Here is a 23216-nt window from a genome sequence, read left to right as displayed (position 1 = left end):
CAGTACTCAGCATGGGCGTTGATCGATTGGTTGACCCGCTCAACCGCATGGGATGACGCCACAGGCAGACTCGCTCACATACATCAACCCCACCCCCGACCCCTCCCCGCTTTCGCGGGGAGGGGCGAAAAACAAAGGGGAGGTGCGCGGCGGCGCAGCCGCCGCGCACCTCCCCAAGAACGATTCCCCTTCTCCCCCGCAACGCGGGGGAGAAGGGGCCAGGGGATGAGGGGGCGAGGCACTGCAGGTAAGCTGTTAATTGAGAGTTCAATACGGGCCGTGCCAGAAACATCGTGCATGCGGCTATCGCGTGGTTGTCTTGGCCAGATATGCAATGAATACCCGTCCGCAGACGTGGTAAACAATTACAATCCGCGAATAACGCGAATGGACAACCTGCCCGCGGCTGCCTGAACTGCTCATCACGCAAACCGCAAAGCGCGCCAAGAGCGCAAAGACAAGGCCTGCTTTCGTCTCCGCGCGCTCTGCGTGCTTTGCGGTGAGTCCCCTGTTGTGCGCGCGGGCTGCTGCTAATGGTCGGACATCCAGCGCAGATGCCAGCCATAAATGCCCACGACCAGCGTGAAGAAGAACAGGTCGCGTCCATAGACGTGAAGCCCGTACAAACCGTGCAGCGCCGCCGGCGCGGCGCCGAGCCAGGCGATGTCGAGCGAGATCATGAAAGCGAACGCGCCAAGGATAATCAGGGCCAACAGTCCCGACGCGGCGATGACCTTGACATACGAATCTTGCTTGACAGCGTACAGGAGCGCGCCGTACCGGACGTATGTCACCGCGCAGTGCAACAACACGCCGCCGGCCGCCACAAAGACATAGGTGTTGTTGAGAATCGAGTAGGCCGGGGTTGCGTCAAAACCCGCGAGGTAGAGGGTGATGGCGCCGCACAGCACGCCGGTGACCAGCACCACGCCGACTCCTTTCCCCAGCTGGCTCGTGAGTTCCGGCAGCACCAGCGACGCCTGACGCATGGCATCGGGGATGGTAAACTCACGCGCGGGTGCGAAAGACGCCAGGTGCCCGGCGGCGGCTACGACGAAGATCGCGCCGGCCAGGAGCCACGCCTCCCCGTCCGGGCGGACGCGGTTCGTTGCGTGCATGAACGCGGCGAGCTCCGCGTAGAGGCAGGCAAAGCCCAGCGAGCTGACGACCGCGAAACCGCGGTATCTGTCCATGACCGAATGCACCGCCGGTGCCGTCATAATTTCCTCCGCACAGGGAAAGTTGCCACGAGTGCAGGGCTAGCGTACGGGTAAACGCCCGTGCTGTCAATCTGTGATGCCAACCGGGCACAAATCTCGGGCACGCGCAAAGGGTATTGCCAAAAATATTTTTGTCCCATATAATACCCAAAGGACACCGTATTGACAGTAAGAGACGCCATGAATAGCCCAACCACGAATAATACGCCCGATCGTGCCGGCCTGCTGCAGGAGTTGATCCGCAACGCAAGCCTGGCCTGGCGGCTGCTGGTCGATTCGCGCGTGCCGCTGCTGGCGAAGCTGCTGCCGGCCGGCGTGCTCCTTTACGTGCTGTCGCCGGTTGATCTGGTGCCGGATGTGATCCCGTTGTTCGGGCAGTTGGACGACCTGTTGGCGATTGTGCTCGGCGTGCGCGCATTCATCGCGTTATGCCCGCCGGAACTGGTGCGCTTTTACCAGAGCGGGGCGCACGGCTATGCGCCGCCGGACGATAGCCATGACGACAAGACTGTGGATGGCACATTTCGCGTTATGGATGACCGCTAAGGGCGATGGATTCCACATTCTATAACGCCGACGATGTCGCCGCACAGTTGCAGGTTACGCCCGACGTGCTGCGACACTGGACACGAGAGTTTGCCGCACAGCTTTCGGTGTCGGCGGCCGGCTCCAGCTATTATCGTTACACGGCCGACGACCTGCGGCGCTTGCGGACTGTCCGCGACTTGCTCGGTCAGGGCAAATCCATGGATGAGGTGACGAGCCATTTGGCGCCAGACACACATAACGCAGCCGCAACGCCGGACCCGGTTCAGCCGGCGCCCGGCTCGGCCGTCGTCATTCACCCGGGCGACCCCGATAGCGGGACCGGCTCCATGGTCCTGCGCGAGGTGCTGACCGGGTTTGCGGCCGGCCAGGAAGCGATTCTGAACAGCCAACAGGCCAACCGCAATCTGATGGGCGTCGTGATTCAGGATAACTTCAGCCTGAAAGAGGAGAACGCCAAGCTCCGCGAGCGGATGATGAAGCTCGAGCAGGAACTGAACGAGTTGAAGCGCCAGCAGGCCGAGCAGCGCGCGCATTTGGAGCTCCGGCTGCGGCAGGTCGAGCAGCGGCGCGACTGGCTGAGCCGCCTGGTGGGGTTTTAGGCGCAGCGAGCGCGCCATTGCGGCCAGACGGCCGGCAGGTCGCTGGCCGGCTGGCCGTTTTTGTTACCCGGCGATCCCATGATACGCAGCTTCAGTTTGCAGGATGCGGCGCTGGTTTCGCAGTTGCAGTCCAGCGGAACCACTCTGGACCTGCGCCGCGCCCTGCTCTGGCCGCAAAATTCGCTGGCCTCTGCCGTCATGACGTTCATGCCGCTGGGGCGGCACGGCGCGCGCACGCTGGTCATGCGCGAGTCGCTCAATGGCGCGCCCGTTGCCGGTTTCGTGCAGTACCGCGAGCGGCACAGCCAGCCGGAAGCCGATATCCTGTTCTGCGCGCCCGCCATCGACCGCGCCGATGCGGAGGCGAATGGCCAGCATATCTGGCACCGCCTGATGTCCGCGCTAACGGTGCGGCTGGGCGAGGGCGGCTGCCAGCGCCTGTATGCCCGCGTGCTCGACGGCGCGTCGGAGCTGGATCTGTTCTGGCAGTTGGGGTTCAGCGCCTATGCCCGCGAGCGGGTCTTCGCCCGTGAGGGAATGCCCGCCGATCCGCCGCGTGCCGCGTCAGTGTGGCGGCCGCAGCGCTCGCGCGACGCCTGGGCGGTCGGGCAGTTGTATGCCGCCGTTACGCCGAAGCTGGTGCAGCAAGCCGAGAATCTGCCGCGCGCCGACGCGCTGGCGCCATACCGCGAGAGCTTCGGCTACGGCATCGACCGGCGCTACGTCGTTGCGCAGGCGGACGAGATCAGCGCCTCGCTGCGGGTCATTCGCGGCCAGCAGCGTTGCTGGCTGCAGTTGATGATCAACCCGGCGGCGCTTGACCGCGCCGACGAACTGGTGCGCGACGCGCTCGCGCTCGCGCCCGCCGGTGCGCAGGCGGCGTACCTGAGCGTGCGCGAATACCAGAGCGAACTGCAGGGCGCGATTCGCCGCGCCGGTTTTGCCGATTTTGAATCCGAGATGATGATGGTGAAACACACCACCGTCATGGTCAAGAAGGCGGTGCTGAAGCCGCTGCCCGTCATTGAGGGCATCGAGGTGCGCCCGACGGGCATCTGGCGGCACACGCCGCGCACGTCGGCGTCCGCGCCGGCCGAACGCGCTCCGCTGGCCCGCTGAAACTTCTATGCAATATCAAACCACAGACGATCTGGAACTGCTGCTGGCGGTCCTGCCGCCGTACATCATCGACGCGCTGCGCAAGGAAGACAAGTTCGACCGGCTCCTTGAAGTGGTGCTCGATCTGGGGCGCCGCCCGGAGGCGCGCTACGTCGGTCGCGAGATCGACCTGAGCGAGCATGAGGTGACGTCGGCCGAGCTGGAGTATCTCACCGGCCGCATCGGCGACTTCGGCGACGACAACCGCGCCGGGATCGAGCGCACGCTGCACCGCATCTCTGCGATTCGCAACCGCAAGGGGCGTGTTGTCGGGCTGACCTGCCGCGTCGGCCGCGCTGTGTACGGCACGCTCGAGATCATGCAGGACATCATCGAAGAGGGTAAGAGCGTGCTGCTGCTGGGCCGGCCGGGCGTCGGCAAGACCACGGTCCTGCGCGAAGCCGCGCGGGTGCTCGGCAACAGCAAGCGTGTCGTGATCGTGGACACCTCCAACGAGATCGGCGGCGATGGCGACATCCCGCACCCGGCGATCGGCCGCGCGCGCCGCATGCAGGTGGCCACGCCCGCCCTGCAGCACGAGGTGATGATCGAGGCGGTCGAGAACCACATGCCGCAGGTCATCGTCATCGACGAGATCGGCCGCGAGCTCGAAGCCGAGGCCGCCCGCACGATTGCCGAGCGCGGCGTGCAGTTGATCGGCACGGCGCACGGCAACTCGCTCGACAATCTGATGATGAACCCGACGCTGGCCGACCTGATCGGCGGCATCCAGAGCGTGACACTCTCCGACGAGGAAGCGCGCCGCCGCGGCACGCAAAAGTCGATTCTTGAACGCAAGGCGCCGCCGACGTTCGAGGTGATTGTCGAGATTCAGGATCGCGACCACTTCGCCGTGCACCACGACGTGATGAAGGCGGTGGACATGCTGCTGCGCGGCCGGCAGATACCGCCGGAACTGCGCTTCCGCGACGCCGACGGGCAGATTCGCATCGAGAATGCGCCGCCGCCCGCTCCCGCGCCGCAGGCGCGCGCGGCGCACGCCGACCATGCCGAGCGCCCGTTGCCCGTCGCGCATCCGTCGCCCGTGTTTGAAGCACGCGCGCCCGCCGCGGCGCTGCAGCCGGTGCGCACGCTACGCGCTTACCCGTATGGCGTCAGCCAGTCACGCATGCAGCAGGCCGCGCGGCGTTTGCAGGTGCCCGTGCTGACCACGACCGAGCTTGACGACGCCGATGTGGTGCTGACGCTCAAGAACTATTACCGCAAACGGCCGCAGCGCATCGCCGAGGCCGAGCGGCGCGGCGTGCCGATCTACGTCCTGCGCGCCAACAGCCCGCTGCAGATTGAAAGCTGCCTGGCGGAAATCTTCGGCGTCGAGCGGCGCGAGCAAGCGTCGCCCGACGACGAAGCGGAGGCTGAAACACGCGCGGCCATCAACGAGATACTGGCCGGCCGCCGCGGCTCCGTGGAGCTCGCGCCGCAGGGGCCGGTGGTGCGCCGCATGCAGCATGAAATGGCGCGCGAGGCCAACCTGCTATCGCGCAGCCACGGCAAGGACCCGCGGCGCGGCGTGCGCATCTTCCACAACAACGGCTAGGCGGCGTGTTCATTACGTTTGAGGGGCCGGAAGGCAGCGGCAAGACCACCCAGATTCGCCGCCTGCACGCGGAGTTGACCGCGCGCGGCGTGCCCGTCGTGCTGACGCGCGAGCCGGGCGGCACGCCGATCGGCGAGATGGTGCGCCACATCATCCTCTCGCCGGAGCACGCGGAGATGAGCGCCGTCACCGAATTCCTGCTCTTTTCGGCGTCGCGGGCGCAGTTGGTTGCCCAGTTCGTGCGGCCGCACCTGGCCGCCGGTGCGATCGTGCTGTGCGACCGCTTCGCCGACTCGTCGCTGGCCTATCAGGGGTATGCGCGCGGGCTGGATCTCGCTGCGCTGCGCGCCGTCACGCAATTCGCCACGAGCGGTCTGACGCCGGACCACACGTTCTATTTTGATCTCGACGTGCGGGTGGGGTTGCAGCGCAAACAGCACGCCGATCAACAACTGGATCGACTTGACGGGCAGGCACTGGAGTTCCACGAGCGGGTGCGGCGCGGGTATCTGGAGATGGCGGCGCAGGCGCCGGAGCGCTGGGTCGTGATCGACGCGGCGGCCGGGCCGGATGCGGTGCAGGCGGAGCTGCAGCGGCACATGACGGCGCTGCTCGCTGCGCGCGAGCGGTTCTCGTCCCTCAAGGAGGACGCATGAAACTGGTTGTCAGCATTGTGAATGGCGACGACGAGCACGACCTGACCGAGGCCCTGAAGAAGGCCGGCTTCCAGTCCACGAAGATCAGCACGACGGGCGGCTTCCTGCGCGCCGGCAATGTGACGATCCTCATCGGCGTCGAGGATGACAAGCTGACCCGCGTGATCGACCTGATCCGCGATAATTGCCATCGCCGCACGCAGTACGTCAACCCGCTGCCGCCGGTCATGGAGCCGGGCGAGCTGTACATGCCCAACCCGGTCGAAGTGGAGGTGGGCGGCGCGACGATCTTCGTGCTGAACGTGGAGAAGGCCGAGCGCGTATAGGGTCGTGTCGCTATAGCGGTTTGCGGAATGATCCGATATGGTGCTGCACGACGCATGTAGGGACAGGCCTTTGGCCTGTCCGCTGGGCAGGTCAAAGACCTGCCCCTACCCGGCGAACCGCATGGCGTGCCCGATGTTTCTGCAAGATGCTCTAGGCGGGCAGGTCGCCGCCGAGCGCGCCGTCGAGTTGGTCGCCCATGGACGACTCGATCGACTCCGGGCTTTCGCCCGCTTCGAGCCGGTCGACCATCTCGCCGAATTCGGGCGGCATCTCCTCGCCGGCCTCGTCGCCCATGTGGCGCATCATGCGCGCCACGCTGCGCGGATCGTCCTCGTCGAAGTTGGCGAGGCCGGTCGGATCGGCCAGCGCATCGAGGCGCGATGCCTCGGAGCGCAGCACGGCCACGCGCGTGAGCAGTCGCTTCTGGTCGGTCGCGCCGCAGTGCGGGCAGGCCGGCGCCTCCGGCGGGTTGAAGCCGCGCACTGTGTAGGCGTTGCGCCGCCGGCATTGCGCGCAGCGGTATTCGTAGGTGGGCATGCAGACTCCTGACGTATGATGCCATCCGATTATAAACCAGGTTCGCGCCGGCGCTGAAGCCGAGGCCTCTATGCATACCGAGTTCGTGCACGTGGGTTACGGCGGCAACATCGCGGTGCATCGCGTGCTGGTCGTGGCCAGCCCTGACTCCGCGCCGCTCAAGCGCCTGATTCGCGAGGCGACCAAAGAGTCGCGCATCATCAACCTGACGTACGGCCGCAAGGCCAAGTGCGTCATCGTGCTGGACAGCGGGCATATCGTGCTGGCCGCGTTCCAGCCGCAGATCATCTTGCGGCGCATCGCCTTGCTGCGCGCCGGCGGCGCGCAGATTGACTTGGGTGCTGCCGAGCTTGCCAATGCGCCCGCGGCCGAGGAGGCCCAACGTGAGCACTGATTCCGGGGCTGGCGTGTTGCCGGCCGATCTCGATCCGTACCGGCGGGTGGAATCGCCGCTGGTGATCGTGATTTCGGGACCCTCCGGCGTGGGCAAAGATGCCACCCTGAAGAAAATGAAGGAAATCGGCTACCCGTTTCACTTCGTCGTCACGGCGACGACGCGCCCCAAGCGCGACCACGAAGTGGACGGCGTGGACTACTTCTTCATGGGCGTGGGCGATTTTGCGCACTTGATCGAGCAGGGCGAACTGCTCGAGTATGCCGTCGTCTACGGGCAGTACAAGGGCATCCCCAAGCAGCAGGTGCGCGAGGCGCTGTCCAGCGGCAGGGACGTGCTCATGCGCATCGACGTGCAGGGCGCGGCGACCATGCGGCGAATTATGCCCGAGGCGGTCTTCATCTTCCTGACCGCCGAGTCCGAGGATGCGCTGGTGAAGCGACTGCTGGAGCGCAAGACCGAGTCGCCCGAGAACCTGAAGATTCGCGTGGCGACCGCCCGCGAGGAGTTGAAGCGCATCACCGAATTCGACTATGTGGTGGTGAACCGCGAGTGCAACCTGAAAGAGACAGCGTACGCCATCGCGTCGATCATCAGCGCGGAGAAATGCCGCGTCAAGCCGCGCGTCGTGCGGCTGTGAGCGCGCCGTTCCACCCATGAGCACGCCCCCCGACGCGCCGGCAACGCCCGGCCCGCTGTACTGCTACCGCCACCCCGAGCGCGAGACGCTGCTGCGCTGCGCCCGCTGCGACCGGCCGATCTGCGCGGAGTGCCAGGTGCGGCACCCGGTCGGCATCCGTTGCCCGGAATGCTCGCCGATGCGGCAGAGCGGCGCCGTCAACACGCGCCTGGCCTCGCGGCAGGCGGTGGTCACGTACGCGATCCTGGCGATCAACGTCGCCATCTGGGGTCTGATGGAGCTGACCGGCGGCTCCGCGAATACGGCCAACCTGGTGCGCTTTGGCGCCAAAGTCAACGTCCTCATCAACGATGGACAGGTCTGGCGGCTGCTGTCCGCTATGTTCCTGCACATCGGCTTCATCCATCTGGCGGTCAACTCGTATTCGCTGTACAACCTGGGCGCACTCCTGGAGCCGCTGCTCGGCTGGCGGCGTTATCTGACACTGTACGTGCTGGCCGGCCTGTGTGGCAGCCTGTCCAGTTACTGGTTCAACCCGCGCGCGACGTCGGCCGGCGCGTCGGGCGCTATATTCGGCTTGGTCGGCGCCATCGGCATGTTCTTCTTCCTGCACCGCAAGGTCTTTGGCGAAGCGGCGCGCCGGATGATGATCAATGTCGCGATGATCGCGGCCATCAACCTGTTCTTCGGTTTCAGCACGCGTGGCATCGATAACTTCGCGCACCTCGGCGGCCTTTTCGGCGGGCTGGTGCTCGGCGCCATTCTCTCGCCGCGCTATGGCGGCATGCTGCTTGACCGCCCGCAACTCTACGCCAAGGACGACTCGCCGCTGCGCGCATGGCTGCTGGCGCTGCTCTTCGCCCTCGGGCTCGCTGTGGCGACCTTCATGGCCATCCGGGTGAATGCCGAGTCGGCTGGAACCTACTTTGCGCGCGGGGAAACGTATTACTGGGACGACCGCACCGATGAGGCCGCGTTGCAGTTCCAGCAAGCGCTGGAGCGCGATCCCGCGCTGGCCGACGCGCACTACTATCTGGGCCTGATTGCGATTGGCCGCAACGATTTGGCGGGGGCGGCGCGCTCGTTCGAGGCGTCGGTGCGCGGCGATCCGTCCGACGCGTCGGCGCAGTTCAATCTCGGCCTGTGCTACGAGCAACTGACGCGGAGCGCCGACGCCCGCGCTGCTTACCAGCGCGCTTACGACCTGGCGCACGACGACGATTTGCGCACCCGCGCCGAGACCGCCCTGAACCGGCTCGCGCCTCGCTGAGCGTGCCGGCCCGGCGCGCTGCGCACAAAGGAGCGTGTGTCATGGTTGCGCATGCAGCAATCCGGCATTCCCCCATTGCCGGAACATGGTACCCCGGCACGGCGCGCGCGCTGCGCGCGACACTCGACGAATTCATGTTGGCCGTCCCGCCCCAAACCTTGTCTGGCGACCTGCGCGCCCTCATCGCGCCGCATGCCGGTTACGCCTACTCCGGTCCCACGGCGGCGCACAGCTACCGCCAACTGGCCGGGCGCGCATACGATACGGTGGTCGTCGCCGGGCCGAGTCATTTCGCCTGGGTTGGCGACTTCGCCATCTCCGCCGAGAGCGCCTACGAAACGCCGCTCGGCACGGTGCCACTGGACACGGAGTGGATTGCGGCGTTGGAGCGCCTGCTGCCGATGCGGCGCGTGCGCGGCGACCGCGAGCACTCGATCGAGATTCAATTGCCGTTTCTACAGCACATGCTGGGCGACTTCCGCTTCGTGCCGCTCCTGATGAACGCCGACACGCTCGACGCCTGCGCCGCACTGGGCCGCGCCATCGCGGACGTCTCGCGCGGCAAACGCATACTGCTGGTCGCCAGCAGCGATATGAACCACATGGACAACTACACCGACGTCCAGCAGTATGACGCGAACGTGCTACGCGCGATCGAGACGTTCGATCTGCTGTCGATGGCCGCCGTGCTGCTCGACCCGGCCTATACCGTCTGCGGGCGCGCGCCGGTGCTGACCATGGCGGCGGCCGCGCAGGCACTCGGGGCCGCGCGCGCGCAGGTCCTGCACCACACGACATCCGGCGATGTAACCGGCCGCACCGAGCCCGGTAATTACACCGTGGGCTACCTCAGCGCGGCGATGGTCGCCTGAGCGCCGGCGCGCACCGATGTTTGCCGAGATTGTCGTCAATGCCCCGCTGAGCCGTCGTCGCGTGCCGTTCGTCGAGCGCACCGAGGGCTTTGCCGCGCTCGCGCAGACGTTCACCTATAGCATCCCGCCGGCGCTCGAAGGCCGCTTGCAGCCCGGCCACCTCGTCACCGTGCCGTTTGGCCCGCGCAAGCTGCAGGGCATCGTCGTGGCGCTTTCGGCGCAGACGGCGGTCGAGAAGGTCAAGGACGTCTTCGACCTGGTCGATCCGCTGCCGGTGCTCTCCGCCGCGCAGGTCGCGCTGGCGCAGTGGATGAGCGACACCTACTTCGCGCCGCTGATCGACTGTGTGCTGCAGATGTTCCCGCCGGGGTTGGAATCGGAGGTGCAGACGCTGATCGTGCTAAACCCGAATGCGCCGGACGGTGTGGCGGGCGACAATGCGGCACAGCAGGCGCTGCTGGAACGGTTGCAACGCGACCGGCAGGCGCCGCTCGACGATCTGGTGAAGGGCGCGTCCAAGACGGAGACGCTGCGCGCTATTGACTCGCTCGTGCGCAAAGGGCTGGCGTCCAAGCAGTCGGTGTTGTTGCCGCCACGCGCCCGCGCGCAGACCGAGCGCACCGTGCGCCTGATCGCCGAGCCGACGCCGGAACTATTACAGGCGGTAAAGGGTGATCGGCAGAAAGCGGTCCTGCAGTACCTGGTCGCGCAGGGCGGCCTGTCGGCGGTCAAGACGGTGCGCGAAGTGCGCGATGCGACGCACGCCCCGCAGGACACATTGGCCACCCTGGAGCGCGCCAACTATATCCGTGTTGACCAGCGCGAGACGTTCCGCGACCCGCTGCGCGGCATGATCGTCGAGCCTGCGGCGGCGCCTGACCTGACGCCGGACCAGCAGACGGTCTGGGACGCCATCCGGCCCGCGCTCGATGGCGCAGAACCGGCGTCGACGACATTCCTATTGCACGGCGTGACTGGCAGCGGCAAGACCGAGATCTACCTGCGCGCGGTCGCGGAAACGATCGCGCGCAGCCGGCAGGCGATTGTGCTGGTGCCGGAGATCGCGCTGACGCCGCAGACCATCCGGCGCTTCGCCGCCCGCTTCGGCAGCCGCGTGACGATCGCGCACAGCCAGCTTGGCCTCGGCGAGCGCTACGACCAGTGGCGGCGCATGCGCGCGGGCGCGATCGATGTGGTCGTTGGGCCGCGCTCGGCCGTCTTTGCGCCGCTGCCGCGCCTCGGCCTGATCGTCCTCGACGAGGAGCACGAGGGTAGTTACAAGCAGGACCGCGCCCCGCATTACCACGCGCGCGAAACGGCGCGCCAGTACGCCGCGCTGTGCGGCGCGACGGTAATCCTCGGCAGCGCCACGCCGTCGCTGGAGTCGATGTTTCAGGCGCGCCAGGGCGCGTACCGCCTGCTCACGCTCCCCCAGCGCATCGAGACGCGCCTGCCGGGCGCAGGCCCGCAGGCGGCGGCGATCAACCGGCAGCCGCTGATCGTCAATCTGGAACTGCCGCACGTGGACATTGTGGATATGCGCGCCGAGTTGAAGGCGGGCAACACGAGCATCTTTTCGCGCGCCTTGCGCGATGCGCTGAGCGAGACGCTCGAAGCGCGCCAGCAGGCGATCCTGTTCCTCAACCGGCGCGGCGCGGCGACGTTCGTGATGTGCCGCGACTGCGGCCATGTGCTCAAGTGCCGCAGGTGTGACAACGCCCTGACGTACCATTCCGACGAGTCCGAACTGATCTGTCACCATTGCGGGCGGCGTTACGGCATGCCCGCGTTGTGTCCGGCCTGCGGCAGCAAGCGTATCCGGCAGTTCGGCGCCGGCACGCAGAAGGTGGAGGAAGTCGTCTCGCAGTTGTTCCCCACGGCGCGCACGCTGCGCTGGGATCGCGACGTGACCGGCGCGCGCGGCGCGCACGATGAACTGCTGCGACGCTTCGCCTCGCACGAAGCTGATGTGCTGATCGGCACGCAGATGATCGCCAAGGGACTCGACCTGCCGCTCGTGACGCTGGTCGGCGCGGTCTCGGCCGATACCGGTTTGAACCTGCCGGACTTCCGCGCCGGCGAGCGCACGTTCCAGTTGCTGACCCAGGTGGCCGGGCGCGCCGGACGCAGCCGCCTGTCGGGCCGCGCGATCCTGCAAACGTACATGCCCGGCTACCCCGTCATCACCGCTGCCGCGCGGCACGACTACGCGGCGTTCTACGAGGCGGAGATCGAGTTTCGCCGCCGCCTGCACTACCCGCCGTTCAGCCGCCTGATCCGGCTGATCTTTGCGGGCGCGCCGGACGCGCGCGTACAGTCCGAGGCCGAATCGCTGCACCGCAACCTATCCCAGCGCGTGCGCCAACTTGGGCTGGCCGGCCTGGAAATCATCGGCCCCGCGCCCTGCTTCAACCACAAGCTGCGCGGCATGTTTCGCTGGCAGGTGATCGTCAAAGGCGCCAATCCGCACGCGCTGCTGCGCGCGTTCAACCTGCCGGTCGGCTGGCACGTGGACGTGGATCCGGTGAGCGTGCTGTAAAGCAAATCCCAAGTCCCAACCTCCAAATCCCAAACACAGACGTTCGAGCTTGCTTGCGGGGGTACGTTCAGCTATCTGTGCTCTGGCAGAGGAATATCGACCGCGATGGCAAGCGCCTGATTGAGGGCGTTGAGCTTTGCGGGTGCCAATTGGCCGACGTAATTGGTAAGGGCCGATTTGAGGATGCTCACCAGTTCATCACAGTGTATACTGCTGTCGTGTTTCAATCCCTCGTCTGGGCCGACCGGGATCTGCGTGGATAGCCCATCGTAAGATGTGTATACCGGCGCGCAAATGACCGTCGAGTAACGCGAGTCGATCAGCACTTGGCGGCTCACGACGACGAAAACGCGCTGGCGTTTGGGGTCGCTGTCTGTGGCGCGCGACACCCGATAGAACTCGCCGCGTTTCATACGGACGCCTGGAAAGCCAGCACCTCTTCTGCTTCGGCGTTCAACCGATCGGCGTGCTGGTTCAGAATAGCCAGATCTTTTGCATTCTGTTCGGCGCGCGCCAACTGCACGAGATACGCACGCACAGCCGTCTCGATCAGATCCGAGCGGCTTGTGCGGGCCCGATGAGCTTGGCGGTCGACGACGCGCAGTGTGGCTTCAGATAGTGTGATTGATGTCTTGACTTTCATACTACTAAGATACTACCGATGATCGTGCGCGTCAAGTTTGTTGAAACCTCTGTACGCCATAGGGATCTGCATATCTCCTGCGTACTTGTTTACCGGGTAGTTGTCATGAGTGTCTAACCAGCCGTACTCCGCATGGGCGTTGATCGATGGCTTGGCCCGCTCGACCGCGTGGGATGACGCCACGGGCAGACTCGTTCAAATACATCAACCTCACCCCCGCCACCCCTGTGCCCGCGCCTGCGGCGCGTTGGCACGGCTTCGCCGTGCGGCGCAGGGCAGGCCTCCCCGCGCCGCGGGAGAGAAGGGGCCAGGGGATGAGGGGTGCAGGTACTCCTGCAAGCTCTCAATTGCGAGTTAAATACGGGTCGTGCCAGAAGTATCGTGCATGTGACCATCGCGTGGCTGCCTGGGCTGGACACGCGACAATGCTAATGAATACCCGTCTGCAGACGCGGTAAACAATTACTCTCCTCCCAATGCTATAATTACCGCCAATGAAATCCCTTCGCGAAGCCCTGCTGGAGCAACCGCCCGCTTTGTTGCGCGGCATCGCGTCGCTCAACGGCATTGTGCTGCCGGAAGGCGGCGCGCGCGACCAGTGGGCGACGTCGCTTGCGGAAGAACTGGCGAACCCCGAAGTGATTGAGCGTGCCTGGCGGTCATTGTCCGAGGTCGAGCGCGCTGCGCTGTCGCGGGTGATCGCGAACGGTGGGCGCATCAAGGCGTTCCAGATGCTGCGCGACTACGGCGAGATCCGCCCGTTTGGCCCGGTGGCGCTCTCGCGTGACAAGCCGTGGCTGTCGCCGGTTAACATCACCGAAAAGCTCTGGTATCTGGGGCTGATTCATCACGCGTACGACATGCTTGGCGAGTCGCGCGGCGAGATCTACTTCGTCCCCGACGTGATCATGCAGTACCTGCCGAAAGCCGAAGCCGGCGATTTCGCCGTGCGGCACGCGCCGACGCCGGATGCCGCGCAGGATGATGACGACGCGCTCATGTGGGATCTGTTCATCCTCATGGCGTGGGTGGTCCGCGAGGAGCCGCCGCTGGACACGCACACCGACCTCAATCCGGCGGACCTGTACCGGCTGCACGCGCAATTGACGGTGCCCGACTCAATTGGCGAGAGCGGCGTTGCCGCCGCCCCGCGCCTGTCGTTCCTGTTGCGTATTGCGCGCTCCGCGCGGCTGATCAAGCGAGTGACCGCGACCGGCCTGCGCCTCGGCCCCGATGCGAAGACATGGCTGCGTCTGAAGCGCGAGAAGCGGCGCCTGGCGCTGGTCGAGGCCTGGCGGCGCGAGCGAAGCTGGAATGAGCTGCACTACGTGCCGTCGCTCAAGGTGCAGGAGACCGGCTGGCGCAATGACCCCGGCCTGGCGCGCACGACCGCGCTCGACTATCTGGCGCGTTGCCCGCGCGGCGCCTGGCTCTCGCTGCCGTCGTTCGTGTCGGAGGTCAAACGGCTCGCGCCGGACTTCCAGCGGCCCGACGGCGATTACGACCGCTGGCATATCCGCGACGCGCGTACCGACAAGCTGTTGCTCGGCTTCGCGCAGTGGGACCACATTGAAGGCGCGCAACTGACGTTCCTGTTCGAGGGACCGCTGCGCTGGCTCGGCATCGTCCGGCTCGGCGGCAAGCCGGGCGAGGCGCGCGCGTTCCAACTCACGCCGTTTGGCGAGTGCGTGCTCGGCCTCAACCCGGCGGAACTGCCGGAGCCGAAGGAACAGTCGTTCGTCGTGCAAGGCGATTTCGAGGTACTGGTGCCGCGCGACGCGTCGTTCTATGCGCGCTTCCAGCTCGAGCGCGCGGCGGAGCGGGTGCAGTGGGACCGCACGAGCACCTACCGCCTGACGCGCGACTCGATCACGCGCCTGCTGCGGCGCAACGCCACCATCGACCAGGTCCTGGCGTTCCTGAAGCGCGTGGCGCGGCCGCCGTTTCCGCGCAACGTCGAATACACGCTGCGTGAGTGGGCAACGAAGTACGGTGAGATCACGCTGCGCCGCGCCGCCATCCTGCACACGCGCAACCGCAACCTGCTGACCGAGTTGCAGCAGCACCCGGAACTGAGCGCCTACATCATCGAGGTGATCTCGCCGACGGTCGCGCTGGTCGTGCCGGAACGGCTGGACGAGTTGCACAAGCGCCTGCAGGCGCTGCATTATTCGCCGCGTATCGAGGAGAACGATTCGCAGCACTAGGGCGAAATGATGCGCGCGATTTTATCCTCTGCATACCATCTTCCGATCGCTGTCTGGACCGTTGTGGCCATCCTGTCGGTCACGGCATTAGGCGCCAGTTGTCGGCTGTCCGGTGCGCCCACCGCGATGGCGCCTGTGACCATGGGGCCGCCGACGCTCGCGCCCAGCCGTACGCCGGTCCCGGTTCCAAGCCACACGCTATCCCCCGCGTCATCGGCCACGCCGTCGCTAAGCGCGAACTCAACGCGTATGCCAACCGTGACAGTGACGCCGCGCGCCGCAATGCCCGTTGCGACGCCGCCGGCGCGCCCGGCGCGCTTTGACGGCTTTCCCGGGGCGATCCTGGATTACCTGAACATGTACGGCGCGGATTCGTCCGCGCTGCTTGCCCTGCTGCGAAGCTGGGGCGCCCTGCACTGGGAGATTCCGAAGCCGAACTTGACGGAAGCACGGAACGTCGTGGTGGACGATCTGGACGGCGACGGTCGGGCGGAAATCGTCGTTGCCATCGTGTCGCCGGAGGATTGCTGCCTATCGATGCTCCTCATCTATGCGCGTTCCGGGGCGACCTATCGTCTTGCCCAGCAGGTGGGCGCCGCGAACCGTTCTGGGTCAGACGTGGCAATCCAATCGCTGCACATCCTCGCTGTGCGCGATCTAACGGGGGATGATCGACCCGAATTGGTTTACACTCCGTGGTTCTGCGGCGCACACACCTGCGGTGCAGACGTGAACATCGTTCGCTGGGATGGCGAGCGACTGGTGTCGTTACTGACCCAGCCTGCCAACATGGCCGAACCCGAGATCCGCTTCGTCGAAAGCGGGCACGGCACGGTGGACCTGGTCATGTATGGTGGACTGATCAACTCAGCGGGCGCCGGCACCATGCGCGCCCGTACGGACGTGTATCGCTGGAACGGCGACAAGTTCACCCTGTTCGCGACGACCGTTGACGCATCGAACCTTTTGTATTTTAAGGTTGTGGACGCGAACACGGAATTCGCTGCCGGACGCTACGCTGCGGCCATCGACCTGTACTGGGAGGTCATCCAGAATCCACGCCTGAAGACGAGCGGCGACTGGCGCGGCGTGCCGACGGAACGGGATGACCTGCTGGCGTTTGCGCGTTTCCGCGTCGGCGTTGCCTACCTGCTCACCGGCGACCGACCCCGGGCGCAGGCGGCGCACGACGAATTGCCGAGACGCCAGCCCGATCATGTATACGCCGAGGTGGTCCGCCGGTTCTGGGCTGCCTATCCGACTCAGGCCAGCATCGCCGCGGGATGCGCTGCAGTGACTGATTTCGCGCGCACCGATCAGCGGGTTGCTGATGTTCTCAAAGGGTTTGGTTATGGTAACCCAAATATTAGAGCTGAGGATGTATGCCCGATTCGCTAGCTGAGGGTCAAGTCGGCGATGCAGCACAGCGGCTGCGCGCCGCGTTTCGCTCCCGCTACCAGGCGGAGCCCGCGCTGGTTGCGCGCGCGCCGGGCCGCGTCAACCTGATTGGCGAGCACACCGACTACAATGATGGCTTTGTCATGCCGCTGGCGATCGACCGCGCGGTGTGGATTGCCGCGCGGCCGCGCGACGACGGGCGCGTGTCGCTGCACTCGCTCAATTTCGGATGCGACGACGAGTTTGCGCTCGACGGCATTGCGCGCGCGGGAGGGGCGGCGGCCTGGAGCAACTACCTGCGCGGTGTGGCGGTCATGCTGCAGCAGGCCGGTCACCGGCTGCGCGGCATGGATGCGGTTGTCTGGGGCGATGTCCCGGTCGGTTCCGGCCTATCGTCCTCGGCGGCGGTGCAGGTGGCTGCGGCGCTGTCGTATGCCGCCGTGTCGGGGCTGAGCATTGCGCCGGTCGAAGTGGCGCGGCTGACGCAGCGCGCTGAAGTGGAGTTTGTCGGCGTCAACTGCGGGATTATGGACCAGATGATTTGCGTGCTCGGCCAGGCCGGGCACGCGCTGCTGATCGACTGCCGTTCGCTGGAGTATTGCGCGGTGCCGATCCCGGACGGGGTGGCGATTCTGGTGGCCGACACGATGAAGCGGCGCGAACTGGTCGATTCACATTACAACACCCGGCGCGCCGAGTGTGCAGAGGGTGCGGAGCGGCTCGGCGTCAGCAGCCTGCGCGACGTTACACCGGACCAGTTCCGGCGGCAGCAGGCCAGCCTGCCCGAGCCGGTGCGCAGCCGCTGCCGGCACGTTATCGGCGAGAATGTGCGTGTCGAACGCTGCCTGGAAGCGTTACAGGCCGGCGATCTGCGCGGCGTGGGCGCGCTGCTCAACCAGTCGCATGCCAGCCTGCGCGATGACTACGACGTCAGTTGCCGTGAACTCGACGTGATGGTGGCTGCAGCACAGTTGTTGCCCGGCGTGTACGGTGCGCGCATGACGGGAGCCGGTTTCGGCGGGTGTACCGTCAATCTGGTGGAACAGGAGCAGGCCGATTGGGTGGCTGCCGAGTTGGCGGCGACGTACAAGGAGCAAATAGGCATTTACCCGACTGTTTATGTGTGTCATGCCACCGATGGAGCTTTGATCGTTACTGAAAGATTCTGAGAGTATTTTTCACAAACCACTTGACAAGGTGGGAACGCTATGATATATTACTCTACGCAGTACGGAATAGTGATCTCGTTCGCAATACGGCGAAACGATCTAACAATTTCAGAAATCCAAGGAGGCAACAGGGAACGAAAGTCATAGGTTGTTTCTGACAACATGTGCGGTTCCTTGTTTGCCGCCGAAGAGTCATCTCGGCGGTGTTTTTGTCTCTGGATGATCTGTGCAGCAGGACTGAAGGATTCCGCCGAGAGGCGGAGAGCACTTTAACAACTGAAGAGTGGTAGAGATTCGTGTGAGCATGGCTCTATACCCCGTTATACGATCGCGAGCAATCGCGAACAATTTACGGAGAGTTTGATCCTGGCTCAGGATGAACGCTGGCGGCGTGCCTCATGCATGCAAGTCGAACGGGGACTTTTTGGGTAGCAATACTTGGGAAGTCCTAGTGGCGATCGGGTGAGTAACACGTAGGTGACCTACCCTGAAGTGGGGGATAACGGTCCGAAAGGACTGCTAATACCCCGTGTGATTGGCGATCCATTTTGTCAATGATAGGTTTCGCAAGATTCCGCTTCAGGAGGGGCCTGCGGCCCATCAGGTAGTTGGTGGGGTAATGGCCTACCAAGCCGATGACGGGTAACTAGTCTGAGAGGACGATTAGTCACACTGGCACTGACACACGGGCCAGACTCCTACGGGAGGCAGCAGCAGGGAATATTGCACAATGGGCGAAAGCCTGATGCAGCAACGCCGCGTGAAGGATGAAGGCCTTCGGGTCGTAAACTTCTTTTGTAGAGGACGAGAAGGGACGGTACTCTGCGAATAAGACACGGCTAACTACGTGCCAGCAGCCGCGGTAATACGTAGGTGTCGAGCGTTATTCGGATTTACTGGGCGTAAAGAGCACCGAGGTGGCTTCTTAAGTTGGATGTGAAATCTCCTGGCTTAACTGGGAGACGCCATTCAAAACTGGGGAGCTTGAGGTCAGCAGGGGAAAGTGGAATTCCCGGTGTAGTGGTGGAATGCGTAGAGATCGGGAGGAACACCAGTGGCGAAAGCGACTTTCTGGGCTGCACCTGACACTCTAGTGCGAAAGCGTGGGGAGCAAACAGGATTAGATACCCTGGTAGTCCACGCCCTAAACGATGGATACTAGGTGTGGGGGGTATTGACCCCCTCCGTGCCGAAGCCAACGCGTTAAGTATCCCGCCTGGGGACTACGGCCGCAAGGTTAAAACTCAAAGGAATTGACGGGGGCCCGCACAAGCAGCGGAGCGTGTGGTTCAATTCGATGCAACACGAAGAACCTTACCTAGGCTTGACATGCAAGTGGTAGCGAAGCGAAAGCGGAGCGACCCGCAAGGGAGCTTGCACAGGTGTTGCATGGCTGTCGTCAGCTCGTGCCGTGAGGTGTTGGGTTAAGTCCCGCAACGAGCGCAACCCTCGTCGTTAGTTACATGTGTCTAGCGAGACTGCCGAGATAAACTCGGAGGAAGGTGGGGATGACGTCAAGTCAGCATGACCTTTATGCCTAGGGCTACACACACGCTACAATGGGCAGCCACAGCAGGTTGCGAAGCCGCGAGGCGGAGCCAATCCTCAAAACTGCCCTCAGTTCAGATTGCAGGCTGCAACTCGCCTGCATGAAGTCGGAGTTGCTAGTAAACGCGGGTCAGCTATACCGCGTTGAATACGTTCCCGGGCCTTGTACACACCGCCCGTCACGTCATGGGAGCTGGCAACACCTGAAGCCGGTGGGCTAACCCGCAAGGGAAGCAGCCGTCGAAGGTGGGGCTGGTGACTGGGACGAAGTCGTAACAAGGTAGCTGTACCGGAAGGTGCGGCTGGATCACCTCCTTTCTAGGGATTTAGGCGAGGGCTTGCCCGAGCCGATTTCCAGGTCAATCGTCATCGCAAGATGACGCCTTGTTTTGCCGTGTTTCTACAATCTCTACCACTTCTCAGTTGTTAAGGCGCTCGACAAAGGCACGGGCCTTTAGCTCAGCTGGTTAGAGCGCAGTCCTGATAAGACTGAGGTCTCTGGTTCGAGCCCAGGAAGGCCCACTCGCGCAGTCCAGCGTTTGCGGCTCCAGGTCTGACGACGGCCAATAGCCAGTTTACGATCCGGGGCCGTAGTTTAGCTGGGAGAACGCTTCCTTTGCAAGGAAGAGGTCAGGGGTTCGAATCCCCTCGGCTCCATGTCTTGACAGACGAGGAAACGCGCTTATAATTTAGATTGTATGGCATATATGATCGCGGCGGTGAAAATCGCATAGCGTAACATCGGACACTGCGGCAGACACTCCGGCCTGACGTAATGTCTGGCCGATTTTTGTCTCTCGGTGCGGCCCCTGTGGGCTGCCGGCGCGCAAGCGTCGTCAGCCTCTAGCGGCCGAAAGGCTTAATCAGCTGGAGTGCAGCAAGCACTTTAATAACTAAATAGCGTGTGTAAATCTTCACACCGAATCGCGTTGGTGCCAAGCTACTAAGGGCGTACGGTGGATGCCTTGGCACGAAGAGCCGAAGAAGGGCGTAGTTGGTTGCGATAAGCCGCGGGGAGTCGCCAGCAGACGTTATATCCGCGGATGCCCGAATGGGGAAACCCGGCAGGCGTCATGGCCTGTCACTGTTCAGTGAATACATAGCTGAACGGAGGTAAGCGGGGGAACTGAAACATCTAAGTACCCCGAGGAAGATAAATTCTGCGAGTAGTGGCGAGCGAAAGCGGAATAGTCCAAACTCGTCTCATGTCAAGCCTGCAGGCGTTGTGAGACGGGGGTAATAGGATACGATCGCGCAGTTGCAGCTGCGTAAAACAGTGACAAATTCGATCTCAAGTCGAGCAGTTCAGGAAAGACTGACCGTAGAGGGTGATAGTCCCGTAGACGTGCGGATCGAACTGTTTTCGTTTTCCTGAGTACCACGGGGCACGCTAATCCTGTGGGAATTCGCCAGGTCCACCTGGTAAGACTAAATACTCTTCGTGACCGATAGTGAACTAGTACCGTGAGGGAAAGGTTAAAAGAACGGCGGTGAGCCGAGTGAAATAGAACCTGAAACCGTATGCCTACAAGCAGTCGGAGCGCGGTGCCCGTAAGGGCCGCGTGACGGCGTGCCTCTTGGAGAATGAACCGGCGAGTTATTGTGCGTCGCGAGGTTAAGGGAGACACACCCGAAGCCGTAGCGAAAGCGAGTCTGAACAGGGCGTTCAGTGGCGCACAGTAGACCCGAAACCAAGTGAGCTACCCATGGGCAGAGTGAAGCGGCGGTAACACGTCGTGGAGGCTCGAACCCGCTACTGTTGCAAAAGTTTGGGATGACCTGTGGGTAGTTGGTGAAATGCCTAACGAACTTGGAGATAGCTGGTTCTCCCCGAAATAGCTTTAGGGCTAGCCCTTGGCGTTTAATGGCGGAGGTAGAGCACTGGATTGGCTAGGGGGCAAATAGCTTACCGAACCAAACCAAACTCCGAATGCCGCCATTCCATAGCCGGGGAGTTGGTCCGTGGGGGATGAGCTTCATGGACAAAAGGGAAAAAGCCCAGATCATCAGCTAAGGTCCCGAAATGTAGACTAAGTGGGAAAGGATGTGGGATTACTCAGACAGCCAGGAGGTTGGCTCAGAAGCAGCCACCCTTCAAAGAGTGCGTAATAGCTCACTGGTCTAGTGATCCTGCGCCGATAATATAACGGGGCTCAAGTCTACTACCGAAGCTGTGGGCCAGACGGTCGTCGTCTGGCGGTAGGGGAGCGTTCTGCTCGAACGATGACGGTCGTTCTTTGCTGAGAAGCCGGACCGTGAGGACTGGTGGAGCGAGCAGAAGTGAGAATGCCGGTATGAGTAGCGTAATCCCTGCGAGAAACAGGGACACCGTAAACCTGAGGTTTCCGACGGAAGGTTAATCCGCGTCGGGTTAGTCGGGCCTAAGCCGAGGCCGAAGGGCGTAGGCGATGGACAACAGGTTAATATTCCTGTACCACGAAAGATCGTTATCAGAGATGGAGTGACGCAGTAGGGTAGGTGGGCCGGCCTATTGGACATTGGTCGGTCTAAGCGCAAAGGCGTTGAGGGTGGTAGGCAAATCCGCCACCTGAGCTGAAGCGTGGGCGAGGCGCAAGCCAGAAGCCACTGAGCCCAAGCTGCCGAGAAAAGCTTCTATCGAGATCGACGTGCCCGTACCGCAAACCGACTCTGGTGGGTGGGTAGAATATACCAAGGTGATCGGGGAAACCCTCGTTAAGGAACTAGGCAAAATAGCTCCGTAACTTCGGGAGAAGGAGCGCCTTGGAGCGTGTTGAGCGCTCTGAGGCCGCAGTGAAAGGGCCCTACTGACTGTTTAACAAAAACACAGGTCTCTGCGAAAGCGCAAGCTGACGTATAGGGGCTGACTCCTGCCCAGTGCTGGAAGGTTAAGGGGATTGGTTAGCCGCAAGGCGAAGCTTTGAACCGAAGCCCCAGTGAACGGCGGCCGTAACTATAACGGTCCTAAGGTAGCGAAATTCCTTGTCGGGTAAGTTCCGACCCGCACGAATGGAGTAACAAGTGGGGCGCTGTCTCAACGAGGGACCCGGCGAAATTGAAATAGGTGTGAAGATGCATCTTTCCCGCACTAGGACAAAAAGACCCCGTGGAGCTTTACTATACCTTGACATTGAGTAAGGGCTTGATCTGCGTAGGATAGGTGGGAGCCGACGAAGCTGGGCTTGCGGGCTCGGTGGAGGCGTCGTTGAAATACCACCCTGATTGAGTCTTGACCCTAACCGGCGCGCCTGAATCGGCCGCTGAAACAGTGTCAGGCGGGTAGTTTGACTGGGGCGGTCGCCTCACAAAATGTAACTGAGGCGCCCAAAGGTTCCCTCAGGCTGAATGGAAACCAGCCATAGAGTGCAAAGGCATAAGGGAGCTTGACTGCGAGACCCACAAGTCGAGCAGGGACGAAAGTCGGGCTTAGTGATCCCACGGTACTGAGTGGAAGGGCCGTGGCTTAACGGACAAAAGCTACCCCGGGGATAACAGGCTGATCTTGCCCAAGAGTTCACATCGACGGCAAGGTTTGGCACCTCGATGTCGGCTCGGCGCATCCTGGGGCGGTAGTACGTCCCAAGGGTTTGGCTGTTCGCCAATTAAAGCGTTACGCGAGCTGGGTTCAGAACGTCGTGAGACAGTTCGGTCTCTATCCAGTGTGGGCGCAGGTGACTTGAGGGGGGCTGACTCTAGTACGAGAGGACCGAGTTGGACAGACCTCTGGTGTGTCGGTTGTTCCGCCAGGAGCATTGCCGAGTAGCCAACGTCTGGTTGCGATAACCGCTGAATGCATCTAAGTGGGAAGCGCGCCCCAAGATTAGGTCACCCATGGCTTAAGCCAGTAAGACCGCAGGTAGACCACCTGTTACTATAGGCGGCAAGTGTAAGGCAGTAATGCTCAGCTAAGCCGTACTAATGGTCGAGGGCTTGATACATCGACGCGATTCACT

The 23216-nt window shown here is 63.3% G+C and carries 18 protein-coding genes, 2 tRNA genes and 2 rRNA genes; 18 read left to right on the top strand and 4 right to left on the bottom strand.

Annotated elements, in window-relative coordinates; translation table 11 throughout:
- Positions 1 to 530: 530 nt before the first annotated feature.
- The gene (locus HZB53_05770) at positions 531 to 1220 is read right to left on the bottom strand and encodes a hypothetical protein (protein ID MBI5877136.1); all 690 of its coding nucleotides are present in this window, start codon (positions 1218 to 1220) and stop codon (positions 531 to 533) included.
- A 180-nt stretch (positions 1221 to 1400) separates the two neighbouring features.
- Between HZB53_05770 and HZB53_05765 the strand changes: the two genes are divergently transcribed.
- The 6 genes from HZB53_05765 (at position 1401) to HZB53_05740 (ending at position 6066) form a co-directional block, all read left to right on the top strand.
- Positions 1401 to 1766, top strand: a complete 366-nt coding sequence (locus HZB53_05765) for a DUF1232 domain-containing protein (protein MBI5877135.1) — start codon at positions 1401 to 1403, stop codon at positions 1764 to 1766.
- Between the two features lie 5 nt (positions 1767 to 1771).
- Positions 1772 to 2368, top strand: a complete 597-nt coding sequence (locus HZB53_05760) for a MerR family transcriptional regulator (protein ID MBI5877134.1) — start codon at positions 1772 to 1774, stop codon at positions 2366 to 2368.
- 78 nt (positions 2369 to 2446) lie between these two features.
- A complete protein-coding gene (locus HZB53_05755; protein MBI5877133.1) occupies positions 2447 to 3487 on the top strand; it encodes a hypothetical protein in 1041 nt (346 codons plus the stop codon).
- Positions 3488 to 3494: 7 nt separating this feature from the next.
- Complete coding sequence (locus tag HZB53_05750) at positions 3495 to 5084, top strand: AAA family ATPase (protein MBI5877132.1); 1590 nt, start codon at positions 3495 to 3497, stop codon at positions 5082 to 5084.
- Positions 5085 to 5089: 5 nt separating this feature from the next.
- A complete protein-coding gene (locus tag HZB53_05745; protein ID MBI5877131.1) occupies positions 5090 to 5740 on the top strand; it encodes a dTMP kinase in 651 nt (216 codons plus the stop codon).
- Complete coding sequence (locus HZB53_05740; protein MBI5877130.1) at positions 5737 to 6066, top strand: cyclic-di-AMP receptor; 330 nt, start codon at positions 5737 to 5739, stop codon at positions 6064 to 6066. The genes HZB53_05745 and HZB53_05740 overlap by 4 nt, the downstream gene beginning before the upstream one ends.
- 151 nt (positions 6067 to 6217) lie before the next feature.
- Here HZB53_05740 and HZB53_05735 read toward each other — a convergent pair whose 3' ends face one another.
- Positions 6218 to 6604 (bottom strand): zinc ribbon domain-containing protein, encoded by a 387-nt coding sequence (locus tag HZB53_05735; GenBank protein MBI5877129.1) that lies wholly within the window; start codon positions 6602 to 6604, stop codon positions 6218 to 6220.
- 70 nt (positions 6605 to 6674) lie between these two features.
- On the opposite strand from HZB53_05735, the gene HZB53_05730 reads away from it, so the two are divergent.
- Genes HZB53_05730 through priA form a run of 5 tightly spaced genes read left to right on the top strand, consistent with a single transcriptional unit; the run spans position 6675 to position 12319 of the window.
- Complete coding sequence (locus HZB53_05730; protein ID MBI5877128.1) at positions 6675 to 6998, top strand: DUF370 domain-containing protein; 324 nt, start codon at positions 6675 to 6677, stop codon at positions 6996 to 6998.
- Positions 6961 to 7638, top strand: a complete 678-nt coding sequence (locus HZB53_05725; protein ID MBI5877127.1) for a guanylate kinase — start codon at positions 6961 to 6963, stop codon at positions 7636 to 7638. Before HZB53_05730 ends, HZB53_05725 begins: the two co-directional genes overlap by 38 nt.
- Positions 7639 to 7654: 16 nt before the next feature.
- Complete coding sequence (locus tag HZB53_05720) at positions 7655 to 8908, top strand: rhomboid family intramembrane serine protease (GenBank protein ID MBI5877126.1); 1254 nt, start codon at positions 7655 to 7657, stop codon at positions 8906 to 8908.
- 41 nt (positions 8909 to 8949) lie between these two features.
- Positions 8950 to 9780 (top strand): AmmeMemoRadiSam system protein B, encoded by an 831-nt coding sequence (amrB, locus tag HZB53_05715; protein MBI5877125.1) that lies wholly within the window; start codon positions 8950 to 8952, stop codon positions 9778 to 9780.
- Positions 9781 to 9796: 16 nt separating this feature from the next.
- On the top strand, positions 9797 to 12319 hold the full coding sequence (priA, locus tag HZB53_05710) for a primosomal protein N' (protein ID MBI5877124.1): 2523 nt from the start codon (positions 9797 to 9799) through the stop codon (positions 12317 to 12319).
- Positions 12320 to 12390: 71 nt separating this feature from the next.
- On the opposite strand, the gene HZB53_05705 is transcribed toward priA, so the two are convergent.
- Both HZB53_05705 and HZB53_05700 read right to left on the bottom strand, forming a co-directional pair.
- On the bottom strand, positions 12391 to 12732 hold the full coding sequence (locus HZB53_05705; protein MBI5877123.1) for a type II toxin-antitoxin system PemK/MazF family toxin: 342 nt from the start codon (positions 12730 to 12732) through the stop codon (positions 12391 to 12393).
- Positions 12729 to 12962 (bottom strand): ribbon-helix-helix protein, CopG family, encoded by a 234-nt coding sequence (locus tag HZB53_05700; GenBank protein ID MBI5877122.1) that lies wholly within the window; start codon positions 12960 to 12962, stop codon positions 12729 to 12731. Before HZB53_05700 ends, HZB53_05705 begins: the two co-directional genes overlap by 4 nt.
- Before the next feature lie 494 nt (positions 12963 to 13456).
- On the opposite strand from HZB53_05700, the gene HZB53_05695 reads away from it, so the two are divergent.
- The 7 genes from HZB53_05695 (at position 13457) to HZB53_05665 (ending at position 23201) form a co-directional block, all read left to right on the top strand.
- Positions 13457 to 15169: a helicase-associated domain-containing protein gene (locus HZB53_05695; GenBank protein ID MBI5877121.1), complete on the top strand. Its 1713-nt coding sequence runs from the start codon at positions 13457 to 13459 to the stop codon at positions 15167 to 15169.
- Between the two features lie 249 nt (positions 15170 to 15418).
- Positions 15419 to 16567 (top strand): hypothetical protein, encoded by a 1149-nt coding sequence (locus tag HZB53_05690; protein ID MBI5877120.1) that lies wholly within the window; start codon positions 15419 to 15421, stop codon positions 16565 to 16567.
- Positions 16552 to 17736 (top strand): galactokinase, encoded by a 1185-nt coding sequence (gene galK / locus HZB53_05685; protein MBI5877119.1) that lies wholly within the window; start codon positions 16552 to 16554, stop codon positions 17734 to 17736. The genes HZB53_05690 and galK overlap by 16 nt, the downstream gene beginning before the upstream one ends.
- Before the next feature lie 348 nt (positions 17737 to 18084).
- A 16S ribosomal RNA gene (locus HZB53_05680) occupies positions 18085 to 19605 on the top strand.
- Positions 19606 to 19732: 127 nt separating this feature from the next.
- A tRNA-Ile gene (locus tag HZB53_05675) sits at positions 19733 to 19806 on the top strand.
- 62 nt (positions 19807 to 19868) lie between these two features.
- Positions 19869 to 19941 (top strand) — tRNA-Ala (locus HZB53_05670).
- Between the two features lie 276 nt (positions 19942 to 20217).
- Positions 20218 to 23201 (top strand): 23S ribosomal RNA (locus tag HZB53_05665).
- The 16S and 23S rRNA genes sit together here with 2 tRNA genes alongside, the layout of an rRNA operon.
- Positions 23202 to 23216 lie beyond the last annotated feature (15 nt).

The organism is Chloroflexota bacterium (assembly GCA_016235055.1).
GTDB lineage: Bacteria > Chloroflexota > Anaerolineae > JACRMK01 > JACRMK01 > JACRMK01.
This window is presented reverse-complemented; position numbering and strand designations above follow the sequence as displayed.

Excerpts from the sequence above, each read along its gene's own strand:
- HZB53_05770 (MBI5877136.1), bottom strand. The coding sequence starts at position 1,220 with ATGACGGCACCGGCGGTGCATTCGGTCATGGACAGATACCGCGGTTTC.
- HZB53_05765 (MBI5877135.1), top strand. The coding sequence starts at position 1,401 with ATGAATAGCCCAACCACGAATAATACGCCCGATCGTGCCGGCCTGCTG.
- HZB53_05760 (MBI5877134.1), top strand. The coding sequence starts at position 1,772 with ATGGATTCCACATTCTATAACGCCGACGATGTCGCCGCACAGTTGCAG.
- HZB53_05755 (MBI5877133.1), top strand. The coding sequence starts at position 2,447 with ATGATACGCAGCTTCAGTTTGCAGGATGCGGCGCTGGTTTCGCAGTTG.
- HZB53_05750 (MBI5877132.1), top strand. The coding sequence starts at position 3,495 with ATGCAATATCAAACCACAGACGATCTGGAACTGCTGCTGGCGGTCCTG.
- HZB53_05740 (MBI5877130.1), top strand. The coding sequence starts at position 5,737 with ATGAAACTGGTTGTCAGCATTGTGAATGGCGACGACGAGCACGACCTG.
- HZB53_05735 (MBI5877129.1), bottom strand. The coding sequence starts at position 6,604 with ATGCCCACCTACGAATACCGCTGCGCGCAATGCCGGCGGCGCAACGCC.
- HZB53_05730 (MBI5877128.1), top strand. The coding sequence starts at position 6,675 with ATGCATACCGAGTTCGTGCACGTGGGTTACGGCGGCAACATCGCGGTG.
- HZB53_05725 (MBI5877127.1), top strand. The coding sequence starts at position 6,961 with ATGCGCCCGCGGCCGAGGAGGCCCAACGTGAGCACTGATTCCGGGGCT.
- HZB53_05720 (MBI5877126.1), top strand. The coding sequence starts at position 7,655 with ATGAGCACGCCCCCCGACGCGCCGGCAACGCCCGGCCCGCTGTACTGC.
- amrB (MBI5877125.1), top strand. The coding sequence starts at position 8,950 with ATGGTTGCGCATGCAGCAATCCGGCATTCCCCCATTGCCGGAACATGG.
- priA (MBI5877124.1), top strand. The coding sequence starts at position 9,797 with ATGTTTGCCGAGATTGTCGTCAATGCCCCGCTGAGCCGTCGTCGCGTG.
- HZB53_05705 (MBI5877123.1), bottom strand. The coding sequence starts at position 12,732 with ATGAAACGCGGCGAGTTCTATCGGGTGTCGCGCGCCACAGACAGCGAC.
- HZB53_05700 (MBI5877122.1), bottom strand. The coding sequence starts at position 12,962 with ATGAAAGTCAAGACATCAATCACACTATCTGAAGCCACACTGCGCGTC.
- HZB53_05695 (MBI5877121.1), top strand. The coding sequence starts at position 13,457 with ATGAAATCCCTTCGCGAAGCCCTGCTGGAGCAACCGCCCGCTTTGTTG.
- HZB53_05690 (MBI5877120.1), top strand. The coding sequence starts at position 15,419 with ATGCCAACCGTGACAGTGACGCCGCGCGCCGCAATGCCCGTTGCGACG.
- galK (MBI5877119.1), top strand. The coding sequence starts at position 16,552 with ATGCCCGATTCGCTAGCTGAGGGTCAAGTCGGCGATGCAGCACAGCGG.